Annotated in this window: 15 protein-coding genes; 3 read left to right on the top strand and 12 right to left on the bottom strand. The window is 70.0% G+C overall.

Features of this window, described 5'->3' with window-relative positions; genetic code table 11:
- The 3 genes from JNK30_RS00545 to JNK30_RS00535 form a co-directional block, all read right to left on the bottom strand.
- On the bottom strand, positions 1-199 hold a 199-nt coding region (locus JNK30_RS00545), incomplete at its 3' end, for an ATP-binding cassette domain-containing protein (protein WP_293479177.1).
- A gap of 154 nt (positions 200-353) precedes the next feature.
- Entirely contained in the window at positions 354-2,834 is a 2,481-nt protein-coding gene (locus tag JNK30_RS00540; protein WP_367118717.1) for a TonB-dependent receptor, read from the bottom strand.
- Between the two features lie 99 nt (positions 2,835-2,933).
- Positions 2,934-3,938: a nitronate monooxygenase family protein gene (locus tag JNK30_RS00535; protein ID WP_293479175.1), complete on the bottom strand. Its 1,005-nt coding sequence runs from the start codon at positions 3,936-3,938 to the stop codon at positions 2,934-2,936.
- Between the two features lie 240 nt (positions 3,939-4,178).
- On the opposite strand from JNK30_RS00535, the gene JNK30_RS00530 reads away from it, so the two are divergent.
- The 3 genes from JNK30_RS00530 to JNK30_RS00520 all read left to right on the top strand — a co-directional run bounded on the left by JNK30_RS00530 (position 4,179) and on the right by JNK30_RS00520 (position 8,279).
- On the top strand, positions 4,179-5,567 hold the full coding sequence (locus JNK30_RS00530) for a methylmalonyl-CoA mutase family protein (protein WP_293479173.1): 1,389 nt from the start codon (positions 4,179-4,181) through the stop codon (positions 5,565-5,567).
- A 157-nt stretch (positions 5,568-5,724) separates the two neighbouring features.
- Positions 5,725-7,884, top strand: a complete 2,160-nt coding sequence (scpA, locus tag JNK30_RS00525; RefSeq protein WP_293479172.1) for a methylmalonyl-CoA mutase — start codon at positions 5,725-5,727, stop codon at positions 7,882-7,884.
- A gap of 44 nt (positions 7,885-7,928) precedes the next feature.
- Positions 7,929-8,279: a VOC family protein gene (locus tag JNK30_RS00520; RefSeq protein ID WP_293479170.1), complete on the top strand. Its 351-nt coding sequence runs from the start codon at positions 7,929-7,931 to the stop codon at positions 8,277-8,279.
- A 57-nt stretch (positions 8,280-8,336) separates the two neighbouring features.
- Here the strand turns inward: JNK30_RS00520 and JNK30_RS00515 are convergent, their stop codons facing one another.
- The 9 genes from JNK30_RS00515 to JNK30_RS00475 all read right to left on the bottom strand — a co-directional run bounded on the left by JNK30_RS00515 (position 8,337) and on the right by JNK30_RS00475 (position 17,863).
- Complete coding sequence (locus JNK30_RS00515) at positions 8,337-10,337, bottom strand: redoxin domain-containing protein (protein ID WP_293479168.1); 2,001 nt, start codon at positions 10,335-10,337, stop codon at positions 8,337-8,339.
- 199 nt (positions 10,338-10,536) lie between these two features.
- Complete coding sequence (locus JNK30_RS00510) at positions 10,537-11,355, bottom strand: PEPxxWA-CTERM sorting domain-containing protein (protein WP_293479166.1); 819 nt, start codon at positions 11,353-11,355, stop codon at positions 10,537-10,539.
- A gap of 154 nt (positions 11,356-11,509) precedes the next feature.
- The gene (locus JNK30_RS00505; protein ID WP_293479164.1) at positions 11,510-12,355 is read right to left on the bottom strand and encodes an NF038132 family protein; all 846 of its coding nucleotides are present in this window, start codon (positions 12,353-12,355) and stop codon (positions 11,510-11,512) included.
- A 120-nt stretch (positions 12,356-12,475) separates the two neighbouring features.
- Positions 12,476-12,940 (bottom strand): helix-turn-helix transcriptional regulator, encoded by a 465-nt coding sequence (locus tag JNK30_RS00500; protein ID WP_293479162.1) that lies wholly within the window; start codon positions 12,938-12,940, stop codon positions 12,476-12,478.
- Positions 12,941-12,993: 53 nt separating this feature from the next.
- Positions 12,994-13,644: a cytochrome b/b6 domain-containing protein gene (locus tag JNK30_RS00495; RefSeq protein ID WP_293479160.1), complete on the bottom strand. Its 651-nt coding sequence runs from the start codon at positions 13,642-13,644 to the stop codon at positions 12,994-12,996.
- 152 nt (positions 13,645-13,796) lie between these two features.
- Entirely contained in the window at positions 13,797-14,795 is a 999-nt protein-coding gene (locus tag JNK30_RS00490; protein ID WP_293479158.1) for a sensor histidine kinase, read from the bottom strand.
- Between the two features lie 60 nt (positions 14,796-14,855).
- Entirely contained in the window at positions 14,856-15,581 is a 726-nt protein-coding gene (locus JNK30_RS00485) for a PEPxxWA-CTERM sorting domain-containing protein (protein ID WP_293479156.1), read from the bottom strand.
- 143 nt (positions 15,582-15,724) lie between these two features.
- Complete coding sequence (locus tag JNK30_RS00480; RefSeq protein WP_293479154.1) at positions 15,725-16,447, bottom strand: Crp/Fnr family transcriptional regulator; 723 nt, start codon at positions 16,445-16,447, stop codon at positions 15,725-15,727.
- Between the two features lie 90 nt (positions 16,448-16,537).
- Entirely contained in the window at positions 16,538-17,863 is a 1,326-nt protein-coding gene (locus JNK30_RS00475; RefSeq protein ID WP_293479152.1) for a helix-turn-helix domain-containing protein, read from the bottom strand.
- Between the last annotated feature and the right edge of the window lie 268 nt (positions 17,864-18,131).

Here is an 18,131-nt window from a genome sequence, read left to right as displayed (position 1 = left end):
GGAAGTCCTCGCCCCGGAAGCGCACCGCCCCGGCGTCGGGCGCCTCCAGCCCGGCCAGCACGCGCAGCAGCGTGGTCTTGCCCGACCCGGACGGCCCGAGGAGCGCCAGGAACTCGCCCTCCCGCGCCTGCAGGGAGACGTCCTTCAGGACCGCGACGCGTCCGAAAGTCTTCGAAACGCCGCGGATATCGAGCGCCAGCGGGTCGGGGACGGCTTCCGGAACCGCGCGGTCTCCATCCTTGAAGAGCAGCCTGGAAGACAAGCGATGGGACCCCGCTGGCGATGGGCGCCGATCATCGCTTCATCCGTCCCGCAGGAGAAGCGCCGATGGCGCGACCGCCGAGGCCCGTCGCTCAGAAGGCCGCCCTGAACGTCACGCCCCAGGTCCGGGGATCGCCCGGCTGGCCCGCGATGAGTCCGGTGTTGCTGGGGCCGACCGCGAGGAAGTCGAAGTACTCTTCGTCGAAGGCGTTGCGCACCCAGGCGTAGAGGTTGATCCCGTCGTCCGTGCGGAAGCCGGCGCGGAAGTTGGAGAGCGAATACCCGTCCACCCAGGTGTAGATCGACGGCGAGGCGTTCGACGAGAAGCTCGAGCGATAGCTGCCGTCGTAGCCCACATAGACCTCGCCCGACCGGCGGAGGAACGTCGCGGGCGCGCTGGCCTCGGCGCCGAACGAGAGGCTCCACTTCGAGATCCCGGGCAGGCGCTGCCCCGAGATGTCGCAGTTCGCGGGGCTCAATCCGCCCGGCGTACCCGGCGGGCTGGGCGTCTGGCCCGCCCCCACGGTCGTGCCGCCAGAGAGTTCCGGCGGGCACGGCGCGTCCACGAAGCGGCGGTAGGTCGCGTCGGTGTAGGCCCCGTTGGCGTAGGCGCTGAACCGCTCGCTCGGCCGCACAGAAAAGTCGAACTCGAAGCCCTGGCTGCGCACCTTGTCCGCGTTCGCGAGATAGCCGCGAAGGACGCCGAGCTGGCCGTTGGTGACCGTGGCCTGGTAGTCCTTGATCTCGGTGCGGAAGGCCGAGAGGTTCAAGGTCGCCCGCCGGTCCCAGAACTGGGTCTTTAGGCCCGCCTCGAAGTGGTCCACGTCCTCCGGCTTGATCGAGCCGGCCGAGAGGATGGGATTGCCGGCTGCGTCCGTCGGCAGGCCGTTCTGGTTGATGCCGCCGGTCTTGAAGGTCTTGGCGTAGGTCGCATACCCCAGAACGTCGGGCTGGAGCCGGTAGCTCAGGGTCAGGTCGTAGCTGAAGTTCCAGTCGCTGAAGCTGGGCGCGCTCACCTGCGGCGAGAAGACCGCGAGCTGCGCCGCCCGCCGGGCGCCGGTCTGCCCGAAGAGCACGGGCTGGCCCTGGCCGTCGAAGACGCGGCGTTCGTACGAGCCTTCCTTCTTGTCGTAGTTGAGCCGCAGGCCGGGCTGGATGGTGAAGGCGTCGCTCACCTTCCAGCTCGCCTGGCCGAACACGGCGAAGCTCGTGGCCTTCAGGGACTGGGTGTTCAGCGCCGTGAGGCCAGCCAGCACGGTCGGATCGTTCGAAAGGACGTTGGTCGGCGCAATGTTCCAGCGGCTGGACGCGGCGCCCTGCTGCTCGGTCCCCTGCGTGTCGATGCGCTGGCGGAAGGCGAAGACGCCCAGCACGCCGTCGATGCGCTCGCCGGCGTAGTTGTAGCGCAGCTCCTGGCTGTACTGGTCCTGCTGCGAAGGATTCTGCGACTTCGACACGATCGGCAGGCCCGTGAAGTCACGGTCGTTCTCAGGCTTCCAATCCCAGTACCGCCAGGCCGTGATCGAGGTGAGGGTCCCCGGCCCCACGTTCCAAACCACCCGGGCCGAGGCGCCCCCGATCTCGTTTCCGGCATTGAGGCTGGCGTCCACGTCGGTCAGCCGGTCGAACGGGTTGGTGCTGACGACGCGATAGTTCTGGGCCGCCGCCAGCGCGGCGTACTGGCGGTTCAGGGGCCGCTGGGTGGCGCCGGTCCGCACATAGATCTGCGCGCAGCACTCCGCATCCTGCTTGCTGTAGTCGGCCGCCAGCGTCACCGCGAGGCCATCGACCGGCTTCCACAGGAGCTGCCCCCGCAGGCCGATGTTGTCCTGGGCGTTGACGTGCTGCTGGCTGGTCACGTTGTAGATCGTCCCGCGCCGCGTCGTGGACGAGACGGCCAGCCTCGCGGCGAGGGTGTCGGTGAGGGGGCCCGACACGGCCGCCTTGGCCTGCTTGAAGTCATAGTTGCCGGCCGTGATCTCGGCGGTCGCCACGAAGTCGAAGCTGGGCTGGTTGGTCGTGATGTTCACGGCCCCGGCGGTGGTGTTCTTGCCGTAGAGCGTGCCTTGCGGACCGCGCAGCACCTCGATCCGCGACACGTCGAGGAAGTCGAACGTCGCGGCGGCCACGCGAGCGTTGTAGACGTCGTCCACATAGATGCCGACGCCCTGCTCGAAGCCGTCGCTGGTCAGCCCGAACGGAACCCCGAGGCCGCGGATGTTCACCGTCGTGTTGCGCGGGTTCGACGAGTAGAACTGCAGCGTCGGCGTCAGCTGCTGAAGTCGGCCGACGTTGAAGGCGCCCATCGCGTCGATCTGCGCGCCGCCCACCACCGACACCGCCAGCGGAACCGACTGGACCGTCTCCTCGCGGCGCCTGGCCGTGACCGTCAGCTCACCGACCGTGGTGACCGAGTCGGAGTCTTCCGCCGCGGCGGCGGGCGTGGCGTGCTCTGTCGCCGCCGCCGCCGGCGCCGGCCCGGCCGCCTGAGCCAGGGCCGCCGGCGCAGCGCTGCAGAGAAGCGCCGTCGCCAGGGCGGCGGGCGTCAGGCGCCGAAGCGTGATCGCAGTCATGGGTTCAGTCCACCTCGTTGAAGAGGGGCGAACCTAGACCTTCTATTCCTATCGGCTAAATAGGATTAACCCTGGGGGCTCTAGCAGTTTTTCTGCGGCCTACTCCGCCGCCAGCAGGGCCTTTCCGGCGGTGAAGGAGGTCTTGAGCGCGAGTTCGGCCTTGGCCGTCTCGTACTCGTCGGACAGGCGCGCCACGAGGTCGGCGACGCTCGGGATGTCCTTGACCGCGCCGATGCCCTGGCCGCAGCCCCAGATGTCGCGCCAGGCCTTGGACTTCTGGTTGCCGCCCGAGCCGAAGTTCATGGCGGAAGGATCCGACTTGGGCAGGTTTTCCGGATCGAGCCCGGCGGCCAGCACCGACGGCGCGAGGTAGTTGCCATGCACCCCGGTGAAGAGGTTCGTGTAGACGATGTCCTCGCCTGTGCTCGCGACGATCATGTCCTTGTAGCCCTGCGCCGCCGCCGCCTCCTTGGTGGCGATGAAGACCGAGCCGGCGTAGCCGAGGTCGGCGCCCATCGCCTGGGCCCCCAGGATCGCATGGCCCGTGGCGATGGAGCCGGACAGCGCGACGGGGCCGTCGAACCACTCGCGGATGGAGTGGATGAGGGCGAAGGGCGAGAGCGTGCCGGCGTGTCCGCCTGCGCCCGCCGCCACGGGGATCAGGCCGTCGGCCCCCTTCTCCACCGCCTTGCGGGCGAACCGGTCGGTGATCACGTCGTGCAGCACCACGCCGCCGTAGCTGTGCACCGCGGCGTTGACGTCCTCGCGGGCGCCCAGGGACGTGATGACGATCGGCGCCTTCCACTTGGTGGAGGCCTCCACGTCGTGCTCCAGCCGGTCGTTGGTCTTGTGGACGATGTGGTTCACCGCGAACGGCGCCGAGGGCGTGTCGGGATGGTCCCGATCCCAGATCGCGAGTTCCTCGGTGATCTGGTGCAGCCACTCGTGCAGCAGCGAGGCCGGCCGCGCGTTCAGCGCCGGGAACGAGCCCACGATGCCGGCCTTGCACTGGGCGATGACCAGTTCGGGCACGGAGATGATGAACAGCGGGCTGCCGATCAGCGGCAGACGGAGACGGTCGCGGAGAACGGGCGGCAGGGCCATGGCGGATCCTCGATGAGCAGCTTATAATTTACGACGTATACTATCGATCGACGTGCGGCAAGACAGGTTGCCTTCGTTGACCCTGCGTCGCGGAAGAGCCCTCCCCGGATGAATCGGCTCGTCGAGGCGGGCGCGGCCGCCGCAGGCCCGTAAGGCTCCGCTCGGCGCTGGATTTCCACCTGGGCGAGGCTCCCGCAACGTGACCTTGACGGCCGGCGCGGCCGGGAGGCAAGTCGCCCCATGGCCGATCCGCACGTGCTCGATCCCGGATTCCCTCCCGCCGGCGAGGACGCCTGGCGCGCGCTGGTCGCCAAGACGCTGGGCGACAAGCCGTTCGAAAGCCTCCAGAAGTCCACGGCCGAGGGGCTGCCCATCGCCCCGCTCTATGCGGCGAGCGCGGCGCCCGCGGCCTTCCCGGCCCGGCCCGTCGCGGCCGACCGGCCCTGGGACCTGCGGACGCTCTCGGCCCATGCCGATCCCGCGCGGGTGAACGCCGAACTGCTGGCCGACCTCGAGGGCGGCGCGGCCTCGGTGATCGTGGCCGGTCACGCCGCCCCGGACGCCATGGCCCGGGCGCTGCAGGACGTGATCGTGGAACTCGCGCCCGTGGGCCTCGACGCCGGATTCGCCGGACCGATGGCGGCCGACGCCCTGCATGCGGTGGCGAAGTCCTCCCCCGGCGCCCGGCTCGCCTTCAACCTCGATCCGCTGGGCGCGTTCGCCGAGGCGGGCCGCAGCGCGGGGCCCGTGGAGAGCCACGTGGTGAGCGCCGCCACGGTCGCGGCGCGGCACGCCCAGACCTACCCGCACGCGCAGCTCTTCCTGGCCTCCGGCCGGGCCGCGCACGAGGCCGGCGGCGGCGAGGCGCTGGAGGTGGCGGTGGCCGCCGCCGCCGCCATCGCCTACGCCAGGGCGCTGGTCCGCGCAGGGCTTGCGGTGGACGAGGCGTTCTCGCGCATCACGCTGGGGCTGTCGGCGGACGCCGACTACTTCCTGGTGATCGCCAAGCTGCGCGCCGCGCGGGCGGTGTTCGCCCGGATCGCCACGGCGTCGGGCGGCAGGGCCCAGGCCCGGCTGGAGGTGCGCTCGTCGCGCCGCATGCTCACCGCCCAGGACCCCTGGACCAACATGATCCGCTTGACGGCGGCCGGCTTCGCCGCGGCCGTGGGCGGCGCCGACGCGGTGGTGCTTGGGGCCTTCACCGACGCCCTCGGCCTGCCGACGGCCTTCGCCCGGCGGCAGAGCCGCAACACCCAACTGGTGCTGATGGAGGAGGCCGGCGCCGGGCGCGTGGCCGATCCCGGCGCCGGCGCCGGCTACCTTGAGAGCCTCACCGACCAGGTGGCCCGCGCGGCCTGGGCGCACCTGCAGGCCTTCGAGGCCGCAGGCGGCCTGGCGGCCGCCCTGGAGAAGGGCCTCGTGGCCGCCGAGGTCGCCAAGGCGGTGGCGGCGCGCGGGGAGCCGCGCATCCTGGGCGTCACCGCGTTCCCCCCGACCGAGGCCTCGACCGTGGAGGTGGAGCCCGGCGCCCGCGCCCAGGCCCCGGACGTCCGGTTGCCCGGCCCCGACGGCGCCTGCCCGCCCCTGACGCCGGTCCGCCTCTCCGAGAAGCACGAGGTCGCCGCATGATCTGCGACTTCCTCGCCTCTTTCACGCCGCGCGAGGCGCCGGAGCCCGACCGGGCCCGGGCTGGGACCGACGGGTCCGCGCCGCCCCCCCATCGCAAGGCCACGCTTGCGCCGGCTCCGGTCCCGGCGCTGCGCGAGGGCCGCCGGGAGACCCGGTCATGACGAGCTTCCCCGACTTCTCCACGCTGCCCTTCGACGGCCCAGCGGCCGCCTTCCCGGCGCCGGCGGGCCCGGCCTGGGAGACGCCGGAAGGCATCGTCGTGCGTCCGTCCTACACGGCCGCCGACATCGCCGGCGTCGCCGAGCTGGGCGGTTTCCCGGGCCTGGCGCCGTTCGTGCGGGGCCCCTACCCCACGATGTACGCCACGAACCCGTGGACCATCCGCCAGTACGCGGGTTTCTCCACGGCCGAGGACTCCAACGCCTTCTATCGCCGCAACCTGGCCGCCGGGCAGATGGGCCTGTCCATCGCCTTCGACCTCGCCACCCACCGCGGCTATGACAGCGACCACCCGCGCGTCACCGGCGACGTGGGCATGGCGGGCGTCGCCATCGACTCCATTCTCGACATGCGGACGCTGTTCGACGGCATCCCGCTCGACAAGATGACCGTGTCGATGACGATGAACGGCGCGGTCCTGCCCATCCTGGCGCTGTACATCGTCGCGGCGGAAGAACAGGGCGTGCCCCACGAGAAGCTGGCGGGCACGATCCAGAACGACATCCTGAAGGAGTTCCTGACCCGGAACACCTACATCTACCCGCCCGGTCCCTCGATGCGGATCATCGCGGACATCTTCGCCTACACGTCGAAGGAGATGCCGCGGTTCAACTCGATCTCGATCAGCGGCTACCACATGCAGGAAGCCGGGGCGACGCTGGACCTCGAGCTCGCCTACACCCTGGCCGACGGCGTCGAGTACGTGCGCGCGGGCGTCGCCGCCGGCATGACGGTCGACCAGTTCGCGCCGCGCCTGTCGTTCTTCTGGAACGCCGGCATGAACGTCTTCATGGAGATCGCCAAGCAGCGGGCCAGCCGCCTGCTCTGGGCGAAGCTGATGAAGCAGCACTTCGACCCGAAGGACAGCCGCTCGCTGAGCCTGCGGGCCCACACCCAGACGTCCGGCTGGTCGCTGGCGGCGCAGGACGTGTTCAACAACGTGCCGCGCACCGTGATCGAGGCGATGGCGGCCGTCGGGGGTCAGACGCAGAGCCTGCACACCAACTCGCTCGACGAGGCGTTGGCGCTGCCCACCGACTTCTCGGCGCGGATCAGCCGCAACACCCAGCTCTTCCTTCAGATCGAGAGCGGCCAGACCCGGGTCATCGATCCCTGGGGCGGCAGCTTCTACGTCGAGGCGCTGACCGCCGACCTGGCCCAGCGCGCCCTGGCCCACATCGCCGAGGTGGAGGCCCTGGGCGGCATGGCGAAGGCGATCGAGGACGGCCTGCCCAAGCGCCGCATCGAGGAGGCCTCGGCCCGCACCCAGGCGCGGATCGACTCCGGCCAGCAGACCGTCGTGGGCGTGAACCGCTACAGGCCGGACGTCGAGGACGACATTCCGGTGCTCAAGGTCGACAACACCGCCGTCCGCAACGCCCAGCTCGAGAAGCTGAACCGCCTGAAGCGTGAGCGCGACCCCGAGGCGGTGGCCGCCGCGCTCGATGCGCTCACCGCAGGCGCGGCGGGCAAGGGCAACCTGCTCGAACTGTCGGTCGCCGCGGCGCGCGCCCACGCCACCGTCGGCGAGATCAGCTTCGCCCTCGAGAAGGTGTTCGGCCGCCACAAGGCCAAGGCCGACGCGGTGAAGGGCGTCTACCTGCGCGAGGCGGGCTCGACGCCCGCTGCCGACCGGGCCCGCGCGATGACCGAGGCGTTCCGCCAGGCCGACGGGAAGAAGCCGCGGATCATGGTCGCCAAGATGGGCCAGGACGGCCACGATCGCGGCCAGAAGGTGATCGCCTCGGGCTTCGCCGACCTGGGCTTCGACGTCGAGATCGGCGACCTGTTCCAGACCCCCGCGGAAGCCGCGGCCGAGGCCGTGCAGGCCGGCGCGCATGCGGTGGGCGCAAGCTCGCTGGCGGCGGGGCACCTGACGCTGGTGCCCGAGCTGAAGGCCGAGCTGGCCAGGCTGGGCCGGCCGGACATCCTGGTGTTCGTCGGCGGCGTCATCCCGCCCGAGGACTTCAAGGCGCTGGAGGAGATGGGCGTCGCGGCGATCTTCCCGCCCGGCACCGTCATCCCCGAGGCTGCGATCACCGTGCTGGACCGCCTCAACGAGCAGCTCGGCTACGCGCAGGAGCAGGCCGCGCAATAGACGGGGCTTCCCGCGCCAGGGCGCCGGGCCGTAAGCTTGCGGCCATGCAGCTGAACCACCTGCATCTGCACGTGGCGGCGGTCGAAGACGCCGCGGCGTTCTACACCCGCCACTTCGGGTTCCGGCGGCACGTCGTCCAGGACGACGGCACGCTGTTCCTCCGCGACGAGGCTGGCCTGGACCTGGCGCTGGCCGCCGGCCCGGCCGACAACTTCCCGCCCTGGGCCCACTTCGGCTTCCGGCTGCGCGACGCGCAGGCCGTGGACGACCTGTTCTCCGAACTGGACAAGGCCGGCGTCACGATCCGCGAGCCGCTGACACACGAACCGGACTTCGTCTGGTTCCGCTGCGCCGACCCCGACGGCCATCTCATCGAGGTCTACTGGGAGCCCTGAGACGACGAAGGCCGCACCCGGCGGGTGCGGCCTTCGCGCCGTCCGGCAGGATCCGGATCAGCTGAGCGGGGTGTTCTCGTTCGGGCCGTCGGCCTGCTGTCCCCGGCGACGCTGGGGCAGCATGGACTGGGCGGCGGCCAGCTCGGCCCTGTCGAGGGCGCCGTCGCCATCCTTGTCGATCATCGGGAAGTAGCGGGCGATCATCCGGCCCATCGTCCCGCGCGCCTCGGCCTTCTGGATCTTGCCGTCCAGGTTGTCGTCCATCATCCCGATCATCCGGGTCTGGGCGAAGCGGGCGTCGGAGTCGACCTGCTTGGCCGCCGTCTCGTCCAACCAGCGGAAGCTGACCGAGGTGAACAGCATCTCCTCGTGGCTCTGCTCGCCCCAGGTCACCTTGATCGAGGGATCGGGGTTCGCCGGGTTCCGCTTGGAGTTGTCGTAGACGTAGTTGGCGATCAGCTTCGAGCCCGCCGGGATCTTGATCGGCTCGGCGAAGGTGTAGCTGCGCTGCCAGTTGAAGTCGTAGCGCGGCAGGCTCAGCAGTAGGGTCTTCTTGCCGTCGGGCGTCTGCAGCCACAGGTCGGACGAGTAGGCCCGGTAGTGCGCGTGCGGGAACGCCGAGTAGAGTAGCGCGTCGTTCGGGAACTCGACGTAGGCGGTTTCCTTGTGCCGCGGCGCGTTCGGCTGGATCTCGATCGTGCCGTCGATCACCACCACGCTGCGCATCATGTACTTGGGCGCGGTGTCGCGGAAGTAGACGCCGATCTGCGTGCGGTCGACGGTCTCCTTGCCGTACGGCGTGTAGTGCATCTGGAAGCCGACGGCGCCGCCGGCCGGCAGGAAGGTGCCCACGTCGCCGCCGAAGACGTTGGACTCGGCGCCCACCGCATAGCCGCCCACCGAACCGCGCCAGCGGGTCTCGGACGCCACGCCGTTGGCCGGCGCTTCCTTCATCCAGCCGGTGAGGACGTGGTGCACGGCCTGGCGGTCACCGGGCTTCACCGTCGTGGCGCGGATCCACTTGCCCTCGGTCATCGGGTTCAGCGTGAAGGGCCGCTGGTAGTCGACCACGCCCGAGGCCGGGATCTTGTACTCCGGGATGTTGAGGATGAGGTCCGGCTTGCCCAGCGGCCACTCGGCGGCCACGTGCTTCTTGCCGGCGAGCGGATCGGCGCCCTCCCCGCGCGGCGCGCCGGCTTCCACCCAGTGCACCAGCGTCTTGATCTCGGCGGGGGTCAGGTTCTTCGTGTCCGAGAACTTCCCGACGTGCGGATCGGCATTGTAGGGCGGCATCCGGTCGGTGCGGATCACCTCGCGGATCATCGGCGAGAAGCCCTTCACCATCTCGTAGCTGGTGAGCTGCATGGGACCGATGCCGCCTTCCTGGTGGCAGGCCATGCAGTTCTTCTCGATGATCGGCGCGACGTCCTTCACATAGGTCAGCTTGGCGTGGTCGGCGCCGCGCTCGGGGAAGGCGATCAGGGCGCCGTTCGAGGCCATCGTCGCGGCCGGGCCCGGCTTGCCCGCCAGGAACGCGTCCAGCGCCGCCTGCGCGCCCTGGACGGGACCGCGGTAGACCACCGTCCAGGTCTTCGGGTTGATCACATAGGCTTCGGCCGAGCGGGTGACGCCGAGGCTCTCCCCGATCAGTTGGTTGTTGTCCATGAGGATCGGCAGGGCGTAGCCGACCTTCTCGGCCTCGGCCCGGACCGACTCGCGGCTGTCCTTGAGGGACGAATTCAGCATGCGGAACTCGACGCCCTTGGCGCCGTAGGCCTTCGCCATCGCGTTGAGCGCCGAGGCCTCGCCGCGCAGCACCGCATCGCCGTTCGCCTGGGTGACGATCACGACGGCCGGGGCGTCGGCCAGCCGGTAGAGCTCGTGCGCCTCGAGGTTGGCGTCCACCAGCATGAAGTTGTCGACGGTCGCCGGCGTCGTGACCGACGCACCGACGGCCGAGCCGGTGAGCGCGGCGGTCGTGGATTGGTCCGTGGCGCAGGAGGAGATGACGGCCGTCGAGGCCAGGAGGGCGGCGAGGCCCAGGCGGGCGTGGATCATCGGAAGCGTCCCTCTGTCCGGTGCATGCGAACCGCCCCCGCGCACGAGGGCAGCCGCGGACTGTCCGTGATCCACGTTACACGAATATTTCCAGCGCGGACGCCGTCCGGCGCCGTTTTCAGCGTTTCGCAGCCTCGTTCCGGCCCTTGCGCCGGACAAACGCCCCGCGGCGAGCCGCGGGGCGTCCCAGTCTGAGCCGTCAGGCGGTGCGGGCGAAGGTCCGCCGCCGGCGCAGCGCCGTGCCGGCCGCTCCGAAGCCCAGGATCATCAGCGCCCAGGTCGCCGGTTCCGGCACGCCGCCCGGCGGTTCGAAGACGGAGCCGCCGTCGCCGATGACGTCGATCTTGTCGATCCGGTGCCCATAGAAGTCCGCTGCCCACAGGTAGCGGCCATCGAACGCCAGGTCCTCGTAGCGCGAGTTGGGAAGCTGAGCGCATCCGAGCTCGACGCCCGCGAGGCTGTGGTAGCAGAGCTTGCGCGGGATGAAGGCGTCGTTGACGACGAACACATAGTCGGTCGAGCCGACCGTCAGGAACTCCACGCCCGAATAGCCGCCGGCGCCGCCCAGGAACAGGGTCGCCGACCCGCCCCCGGCCACCGGCGAGTGGTAGACGCGGTCGACGTCCGGCGACCACCAGAGCGTGTCGCCCTGCACGTCGAGCCCGTCGATGAGCCCGCCGTATCCGCCGGCGATCGCCGTGGTGGTCGGGTTCAGGGACGTGTAGTGCTGGCCCGCGGCGGTGGCCCGGTCGAACTGGGTGATGCTGCCGCCCTGCATCGTCACCAGCTTCTGGTTCGCCGAGTTGTAGGCCAGCGCGGACCAGTAGGGGCCCTGGACAGTCTTCCCGGTGTCGACGCCAGAGGTCGTCATCTCGTGGATCCTGCCGCCGTCGTCGGACCACCAGATGTTGGCGCCGTCGTAGGCGAGGCCGAAAGCGCCCGAGCGCGCATAGCTGTCCACCACGAGCAGGGAAATGTCAGCACTGGCGGACGATGCGGCGCCAAGGGCAAGGAGCATCGATGTGGCTAAGAGGAACTTCTTCATGGGCACCCTCCATCGGTGAAGCTACGCATTGTTAATCAATGATAACTTTTGGCCTTTGAGGATTGTCAAAATCGGCCGCAGGCCTGAGGCGGCCAGGGGGCGGCGTCGCCCTGCGCTTGCCGCTCGGTCAGGCCAGGCGCCGCCGCCGCCCGCTGCGCAGCATCGCGCCCAGGCCGCCGAAGCCGAGCACCATGAGCGCCCAGGCGTCGGGCTCGGGCACGGCGCCGGGGCCGTCGTCGTCATCGCCCGGGTCCTCGTGGTCTCCGATGTCGGAGCCGCCCACCTTGATCCCCGTGAAGGCGAGGCCGGTGTCGTAGATTTCGTCGCCCCAGTTGGAGACCCCGAACACCAGCCGGTAGTCGCCGTCTTCGGCGACGGTGTAGTCCGCGCTGATCCAGCCGGTCAGACCGCATCCCGGCCCCCAGCACGCCCCCGAGTAGGACCCGAGCGGCGACCAGACGGGGCCGCCGTTGGCGCCGGAGCCGAGCGTCAGGGGCGATGTCGGCGGCGTGAGGGTGACGCCCGGATCGACCGGCGGCAGCCCGAGGCCGGGCGAGATCAGGCCGGCGGGCTCGGTCCGGGCGTTGAAGAGCATGGCGATCAGGTCGCCGCTGAACGCGTCGACCAGCTGCACGAAGGCGTAGTCCTCGTAGATGAAGCTGCCTTCGCCGCTCTGTCCGTCCGAGGACACGAAGTTGAAGTCGTAGTGCAGGTTGTCGCCGGCGTTCGCGGCGAACGAGGATGTGATGAAGGCCGAGCCGTTCGTGCCGCCGACCGAGTCGATCTGGCCCTTGCCGGTGACGCCGCCGGCCGTGGAAACCCAGCCGTAGCTTGATCCGCCCGGCGGGGCCGTGACGTCGCCGTCCGCGCCGAGCGTCCCGCAGGCGCCGATGCAGACGGCCGCCTGGGCGGTGCTCCCGGCCAGGAGCGCGACGACGACGGCCGCGAGTGTTGAGCTGAGGTGACGTGACATGGGGGTTCCTTGGTGGCTGCTGAGTTGAAGTCGAGGCGTGGCAGGTCGGTCCGGCGGCGAAGGCCGGGAGCGGATCAGACCCGTTGGTGAGAGGTGGCCCGGTGGGCGGCGGTCTCGCCGTCAGCCCTTGGGGTCGGACGTTCGGGCGAGCGGGGCGCCGATCAGCTCGTCGAGAAACAGGCTCGCCAGCGCCGCGCGCGACCCGACACCGGCCTTCTGGTAGACGCGGGTGAGTTGCGCCCTCACGGTCCCAGGCGCCGCGTTTCGCAGACGCGCGATGTCGTCGATGTCGCAGCCCTTGAGGGCGAACACCGCAACGTCCCTCTCCGCCGGCGTGAGGCCCCATTCGCGGGCGCGGCTTTCGATGACCTCACTGAGGGCGCCCGCTGCGACGGCCAGCGCTTCGCTCTTGCGCCGCCCCGAGGCGAGCAGCGCGCGAAGCTGCAGCAAGCCCACCACCACGCCGGCCAGAAGCGCCAGCACCGCCATCGCCTCGAACGTGACGTGGGCGGGGCCCACGCGGGCCGCGATATCGGCGGCCACGTCGACGACGAAGAAGGTCACCGCCAGCGCCTGGAGGGCCACGACGGCGGCGATGGCGCCGGCCCGCGGCTCGAGCCTTGGGGAGGACCTCGAGCTCATCTGGCGGACCGCGCCGCGCGCCGGCCGGGCAGCATCGATTGCAGGATCCCGCGGCCGCTCCGCCGCGTCTCGAAGGCCACGCCGAGAAGATGCAGGCCCGCCAGTCCGAAGAGCAGGTTCGCCCCCACTTCGTGCGCCTCCTCCACCGCCTCGCCGCCCCCCTCGCCCCGGCGACGGTCCTCGCGGTCCCCGCCACGCCGATCATCGTCGTCATCTGCATCCGCCGTTACGACCGGCTGCGCAATAGAGTCCGCCTCGATCCGTGGAGTCGAGACGCCGGGCGGCCCGCTCATGGCGACGCCGGTTCCGATGACGACCGCCAGCGTGCCCCAGAGCGCGTACACCATCAGTGCGCCGAGCGGATTGTGAGAACGGTGCGTCGACGCCGGCGCGCCGCGGACGATCTCCCGCACATGCCGGGCGGCGCGGCCGAGGCTGGGGCGAAAGGCGGTGAACCGGGCCTCGGGCGGCCCGATCAAGCCCCACGCCCACCGCAGCGCCAGCAGAGCGGCCACGCCGTAGCCAACCCATTGATGAGGCCCCGAGCCTTCCTCCGTGAACACGCCGTTCGCGACGACCCCGGCCGCCACGCCCCAGTGGGTCAGGCGGACCAGCGGGTCCCATCGCCGGACTTCCAGCGTCTGCATCGGTCGTCTCCGGTTGCGGCTGAACGCCAACTGGACCGTGCGGCCGTGCGGCCACAGTGCAGCCCCGCTTACGGCGCGCCCCATAAGCGCCTGCTGACGCCGACCGCGGCCGGGCGCGTCGACGGAGAGCCTTGGCTCAAGTCCCGGACGATCTAGTGATGCGCTGACGTATCAGGTCCACGCGCCGCCGACGTCTCCGGGAACCTAAGGTGGACCGTGGCGCCGTTGCGGGCGCGCGACGCCGTCATCTTTCCGCCGAGCCGTGCGATCTGGCGTTCGAGCAGCCCGAGGCCCACCCCCGGCGCCGCGCGGCCGCCCCGCGGCCTGCAGTCGAAGCCGCGCCCGTCGTCCGCGATCTCCACGTCGATAAGCGCGCGATCACGGCGCAGGGTCACGGAAATCCGGCCCTCCGCGTGCGGCCCCCAGGCGTGCTTCGCTGAGTTCGTGACCAGTTCGGCGATCATCATGCCCAGCAGCGTCGCAGCGTCCGACGAGACGCGGATGTCCGGACATGAGCGGATCTCCAGCGCGACCTCTTGCGGCAGCACGCCCTTCCGCAGGTCCGCGCACAGCGCCTCGATGTACTGGCCGAGGTCCCGTTCGCCGCTCTGCGCCGGATCGAGATAAAACCGCCGCTGCACCAGCGCCATGCAGTGGACCGAATCCGCCAACTGCAGACAGACCTCCCGCGCCTCGGGGTCCGTCAGCGATCGCGCCTGCAGGCGCAGCCGCGCGGCGATGTCCTGGAAGTTGTTGGCGACGCGGTGTGCGAGCTCGACAAGCATCAGCCCCTGACGCTCGAGCTCGCCGCGCAGCATGAGCGCTTCCTTCTGGCTGTCGAAGATGTCGGACCACACCGCGGCGATCGCGCCCGCCTCGATGGTAAACAGCCGGACCTCGCAGCGGCCCCCGTCCGCCGAACCCAGCGTGGTCCTCAGCGGCGACCGTTCGCGCATCACCGTCCTGGCGGCCGCCTCGAAGTCGGTCCCCGACAGCGCAGGGATGCGATCCCAGACGCTAGCGCCCAGAACGTCCTGAGCGCGGACGGCGAAGCGGCGCTCCGCCTTGCCGTTGAGATAGACGATCCGCCAGTCCGGCCCCAGCGCCACCACGGCGTCGCCAAGGTTTTCGAGAATGGTTGCTTCCAGCATGCCCCGCCCCGGGTTTGCATCGAGGATCGCGGGCGGGCGCTCGGCCCGCCCGCGTCTCTGTCAGGCGAGGACCGCCCCCGCGGCGCGCCGGGCGCGCCGCAGCATGGCTCCCGCGCCGCCGAAGCCCATGATCATGAGCCCCCACGTCGCCGGCTCGGGAACGGCGCCGATACGGAACGCGAAGTCGGTATGGAGATCGGTCCACGGACCGCAATGCGGACCGCCATCCAGGCAGCCCGGCCCGGTGGACCAGTGGGCGTTGTAGGCCTCTGAGCCGACGGTGGGTCCGTTCAGCGCCTGGGTCCATTGCCAACCGTTGTTCACGTTGGCCACGGTCAGCCAGTAGGTTTGCCCGGCGGCGATGTTCCAGCCCGGCGCCACGTCGGCTTCGAACTGGAAGATCCCCGGGATGCTGTAGGCGAATGAGGTCGCCGTCACGAACTGCTTCAGCCCCCCGCTGAACGTGTTGCCGTCCGGCGTGTTCGCGGGCTGGTGCAGCACCGGGTTGTCGTTCTGCAGGACGACTTCGAAATCCAGCGCCTCGGCCTCACTGCCCCACCACGTGAGGTGCGTGACGGAGCCCCCCTTGATCGGGTTGAAGTCGTCCGCGATCACGGGCCCGCTGGCGTTGTGCCAGGAGATGTTCGGCGGCTGGGCGTTTGCCGTGGGCAGGTCCTCGTAGACGGTGACCGTCGCCGCCGCTGGCCCCGCGGCGCCGATGAGCGCCGCCGCGCATCCGGCCGTCGCCGCCCAAGAGGCGGGCCGGGAAAACCTTGAGAAGATCATGTCTCAAGCTCCAACTGTTTCATTTGACGAAGACAGTCACAACTTCGGCGAATAGGACGTCGGAGATTTCCGACGCATGACGACATGAACTCCGCGACGCTCTTCTTCACTCTTGCCGTGACGCTCCAAGCGTCACTTTAGGATCAACGATCGAGCCGGACTTGACGGTGGATAAGTTCCTCGGAGTTTTTGTTCTGGCTCACCGTTTTCACTGAAGCCGTCGGCGACGCCATCGGTTCGGACCCGCTCTCCAGCATGCGCAGGGCGAACGACGGCTGGCGAATTGCGAACGCGCCGCGCCCTCGCCTGGACAGATGGCGATCGCTCTCGAGTTCCCGCAGGACGCGGCTCAGGGTTTCGGGCGTGAGCGCCAGGAAGTCGCCCACGTCGCGGAGCGTCATCGGCAGGCTGACCGTCTCGCCCGTTCCACGCCCCTGCCGATGGGCGAGCCACGTCAGGAACCAGAGCACGCGCTCGGTTGCGGACATGTGACCCACGTGTTCGAGGTGATGTGCGACGTCGTTGAACAGCCTGTTCGCGGCCCGGATGAGCTCGACCGTCAACTCGCGCGATTTCGACGACAGTTGCAGGACCGACTCCAGCGAGTAGCGCATGAGCTCGACGTCCGTGACCGCCTCGGCCGCGGTGATGCGCTCGGGCGCGCAAACGCCGAAGATGTCCCCCGCGAACAGGAATCCCAGGATCTGGCGGCGTCCGCTCTCGCCGATGATCTGAAGGCGCACGCAACCCGTCTCGATGCGGAACACCGCGTTCGAGGGCTCGGCTTCATCGAAGATGACCTGGCGCGCGTGGTAGCGGACGCGCCAATGTCGAGCACCCTCCAGAAACTCGGCAAGGTCGTTCACCGCCGCCTCCCTTGATCCCGGGCCGGCGCCTTCGCCGACGTGTGCTGGACGCTTGCACGCTGCACCTCTAGGTTGGTGAACGTCGTTCCGTTACCGGACATTGGGGACCGACGCCTCAGACCGTGGACGACACGCCGGCTGCGCGCGGTGAGCTTCCAGTCGACTGAAGACGTCCTCGACGGGCTTGTACCGCCGCCCGACGGCGGTATTCACCAAGCGAGCCCGTCGGCGCTCCAGATCCTCACGCGCGCATTCGCACGCACCGGCCAGCAGGCCTGCCTTGTCCTTGAGCTCTATCGTCCCGCGCGCGGTTTCGATCAGGCCGTCGCGCCGCAGGTCCGCCACGATCTCCGAGACACCCGTCCGCCGGATGCCCAGAAGGGCCGCCAGGGTCTCCTGGCTGACGGGGAGCACATCCAGGCCGGCGTGCTCGGCGGCAAGGAGCAGCCATCGCGCCAGGCGCGCAGGAGCCGTATGCCGCGCAGCGCAAGCCGCCGAGATCGAGACGTTGAAGGCAAAGGCCGCCAGGAGGGACTGCAGCCAGTCTCGCGCTTCCGCTCTCGTGTCGAGAAGCAGCTTGAGGCGTTGCGAACGCATCGAAAGCGCCGCCCCGCCGATCACCACGACGGTATCGGCCTCGATCCCTTCCGAACCGGGGAGCAAGGACAAGGCTCCATGGACGAAACGCCCGGCCTTCACGACCTCGAAGCACGAACCATCTGCGAACCGCCGCACGACCGAACAGAGGCCCTGGAGCGGGAACACGACGGCGTCGGGAACCCGGTCGTGCGAGACGATCACATCGCCGGCCCTGAGGCAGACGGCGGCGAGGTCCTCTCGGATCAGGCCGAAGAGTTCGTCGGGCATGTCCGCCAGGACCAGGTTTCCGAAACGAAGTTCGTCGACGAGGTCCGCATGGGCGGCTGGCGCCCCCTTCGAGTGGGCCGGGCCCTCCTCGACCGGGGCGCGGGACGGCGCGGCGTCCTGCGGCCGAGCCTCCGCATCGGAAAGCAGATAGGAGGCGATGAGGATGCCCCCGACCTGGCCATCCGGCTCGAACCACGGCGAGACGAGCCAGTCGACGCATTGGATGCGTCCATCCGCACGCTCGAAGCCGTCCTTGTGTACACGGACCGTCTCGCCGCGGAGGCCTCTCCGGTGGACCTTCTTCCACCGCTCGCCGATCTCCGGAACGACATCGTAGTGGCTGCGGCCGACGGGAACCTGCGGGAGCCCATAGTCCATGCACCAGCGTTCGCTCGCAGCAAGATAGCGCATGTCGCCGTCGAACATCGCGACAGCCGAAGGGCTGTCGGTCACCAGCGGCAGCAGAGCGGGTGGCGCCTTCGCGCTCATCGGGACCAACTTGCGGTTGTCGCGCCAGGCTGCCTGAAACCAGATGGCCGCACGGGGCATTGACCTGGATCAAGATGACCGGCGCGCACGAAGCCTCGCGCGCTCCCTGCCCATCGGCCGCGCAGGGCCGGACCGGGCGCGCCGGTCCGTTGCCCTTCTCCCCGGCGCTGCTAGCCTCCCCGCCGACCCCGGGAGGAACCATGTGTGACACCGTCGTGGCGACGCCCCAGGTGACGGCGGGGGGCGTCATGCTGTTCGGCAAGAACAGCGACCGCCAGCGCAACGAGGCGCACGTCCTCCAGATCGTCGAGGGCGGCGAGCATGGTCC

This window comes from Phenylobacterium sp., from assembly GCF_016793225.1.
Classification (GTDB): Bacteria; Pseudomonadota; Alphaproteobacteria; order Caulobacterales; family Caulobacteraceae; genus Phenylobacterium.
Note: the sequence above shows the minus strand (reverse complement) of the source record. Positions and strands in the feature narration are given on the sequence as shown.

Coding starts and splice junctions, on each gene's coding strand:
- JNK30_RS00490 (WP_293479158.1), bottom strand. CDS start 14,795: ATGCTGGAAGCAACCATTCTCGAAAACCTTGGCGACGCCGTGGTGGCG.
- JNK30_RS00530 (WP_293479173.1), top strand. CDS start 4,179: ATGGCCGATCCGCACGTGCTCGATCCCGGATTCCCTCCCGCCGGCGAG.
- scpA (WP_293479172.1), top strand. CDS start 5,725: ATGACGAGCTTCCCCGACTTCTCCACGCTGCCCTTCGACGGCCCAGCG.
- JNK30_RS00505 (WP_293479164.1), bottom strand. CDS start 12,355: ATGTCACGTCACCTCAGCTCAACACTCGCGGCCGTCGTCGTCGCGCTC.
- JNK30_RS00495 (WP_293479160.1), bottom strand. CDS start 13,644: ATGCAGACGCTGGAAGTCCGGCGATGGGACCCGCTGGTCCGCCTGACC.
- JNK30_RS00540 (WP_367118717.1), bottom strand. CDS start 2,834: ATGACTGCGATCACGCTTCGGCGCCTGACGCCCGCCGCCCTGGCGACG.
- JNK30_RS00510 (WP_293479166.1), bottom strand. CDS start 11,355: ATGCTCCTTGCCCTTGGCGCCGCATCGTCCGCCAGTGCTGACATTTCC.
- JNK30_RS00485 (WP_293479156.1), bottom strand. CDS start 15,581: ATGATCTTCTCAAGGTTTTCCCGGCCCGCCTCTTGGGCGGCGACGGCC.
- JNK30_RS00535 (WP_293479175.1), bottom strand. CDS start 3,938: ATGGCCCTGCCGCCCGTTCTCCGCGACCGTCTCCGTCTGCCGCTGATC.
- JNK30_RS00475 (WP_293479152.1), bottom strand. CDS start 17,863: ATGCCCCGTGCGGCCATCTGGTTTCAGGCAGCCTGGCGCGACAACCGC.
- JNK30_RS00515 (WP_293479168.1), bottom strand. CDS start 10,337: ATGATCCACGCCCGCCTGGGCCTCGCCGCCCTCCTGGCCTCGACGGCC.
- JNK30_RS00520 (WP_293479170.1), top strand. CDS start 7,929: ATGCAGCTGAACCACCTGCATCTGCACGTGGCGGCGGTCGAAGACGCC.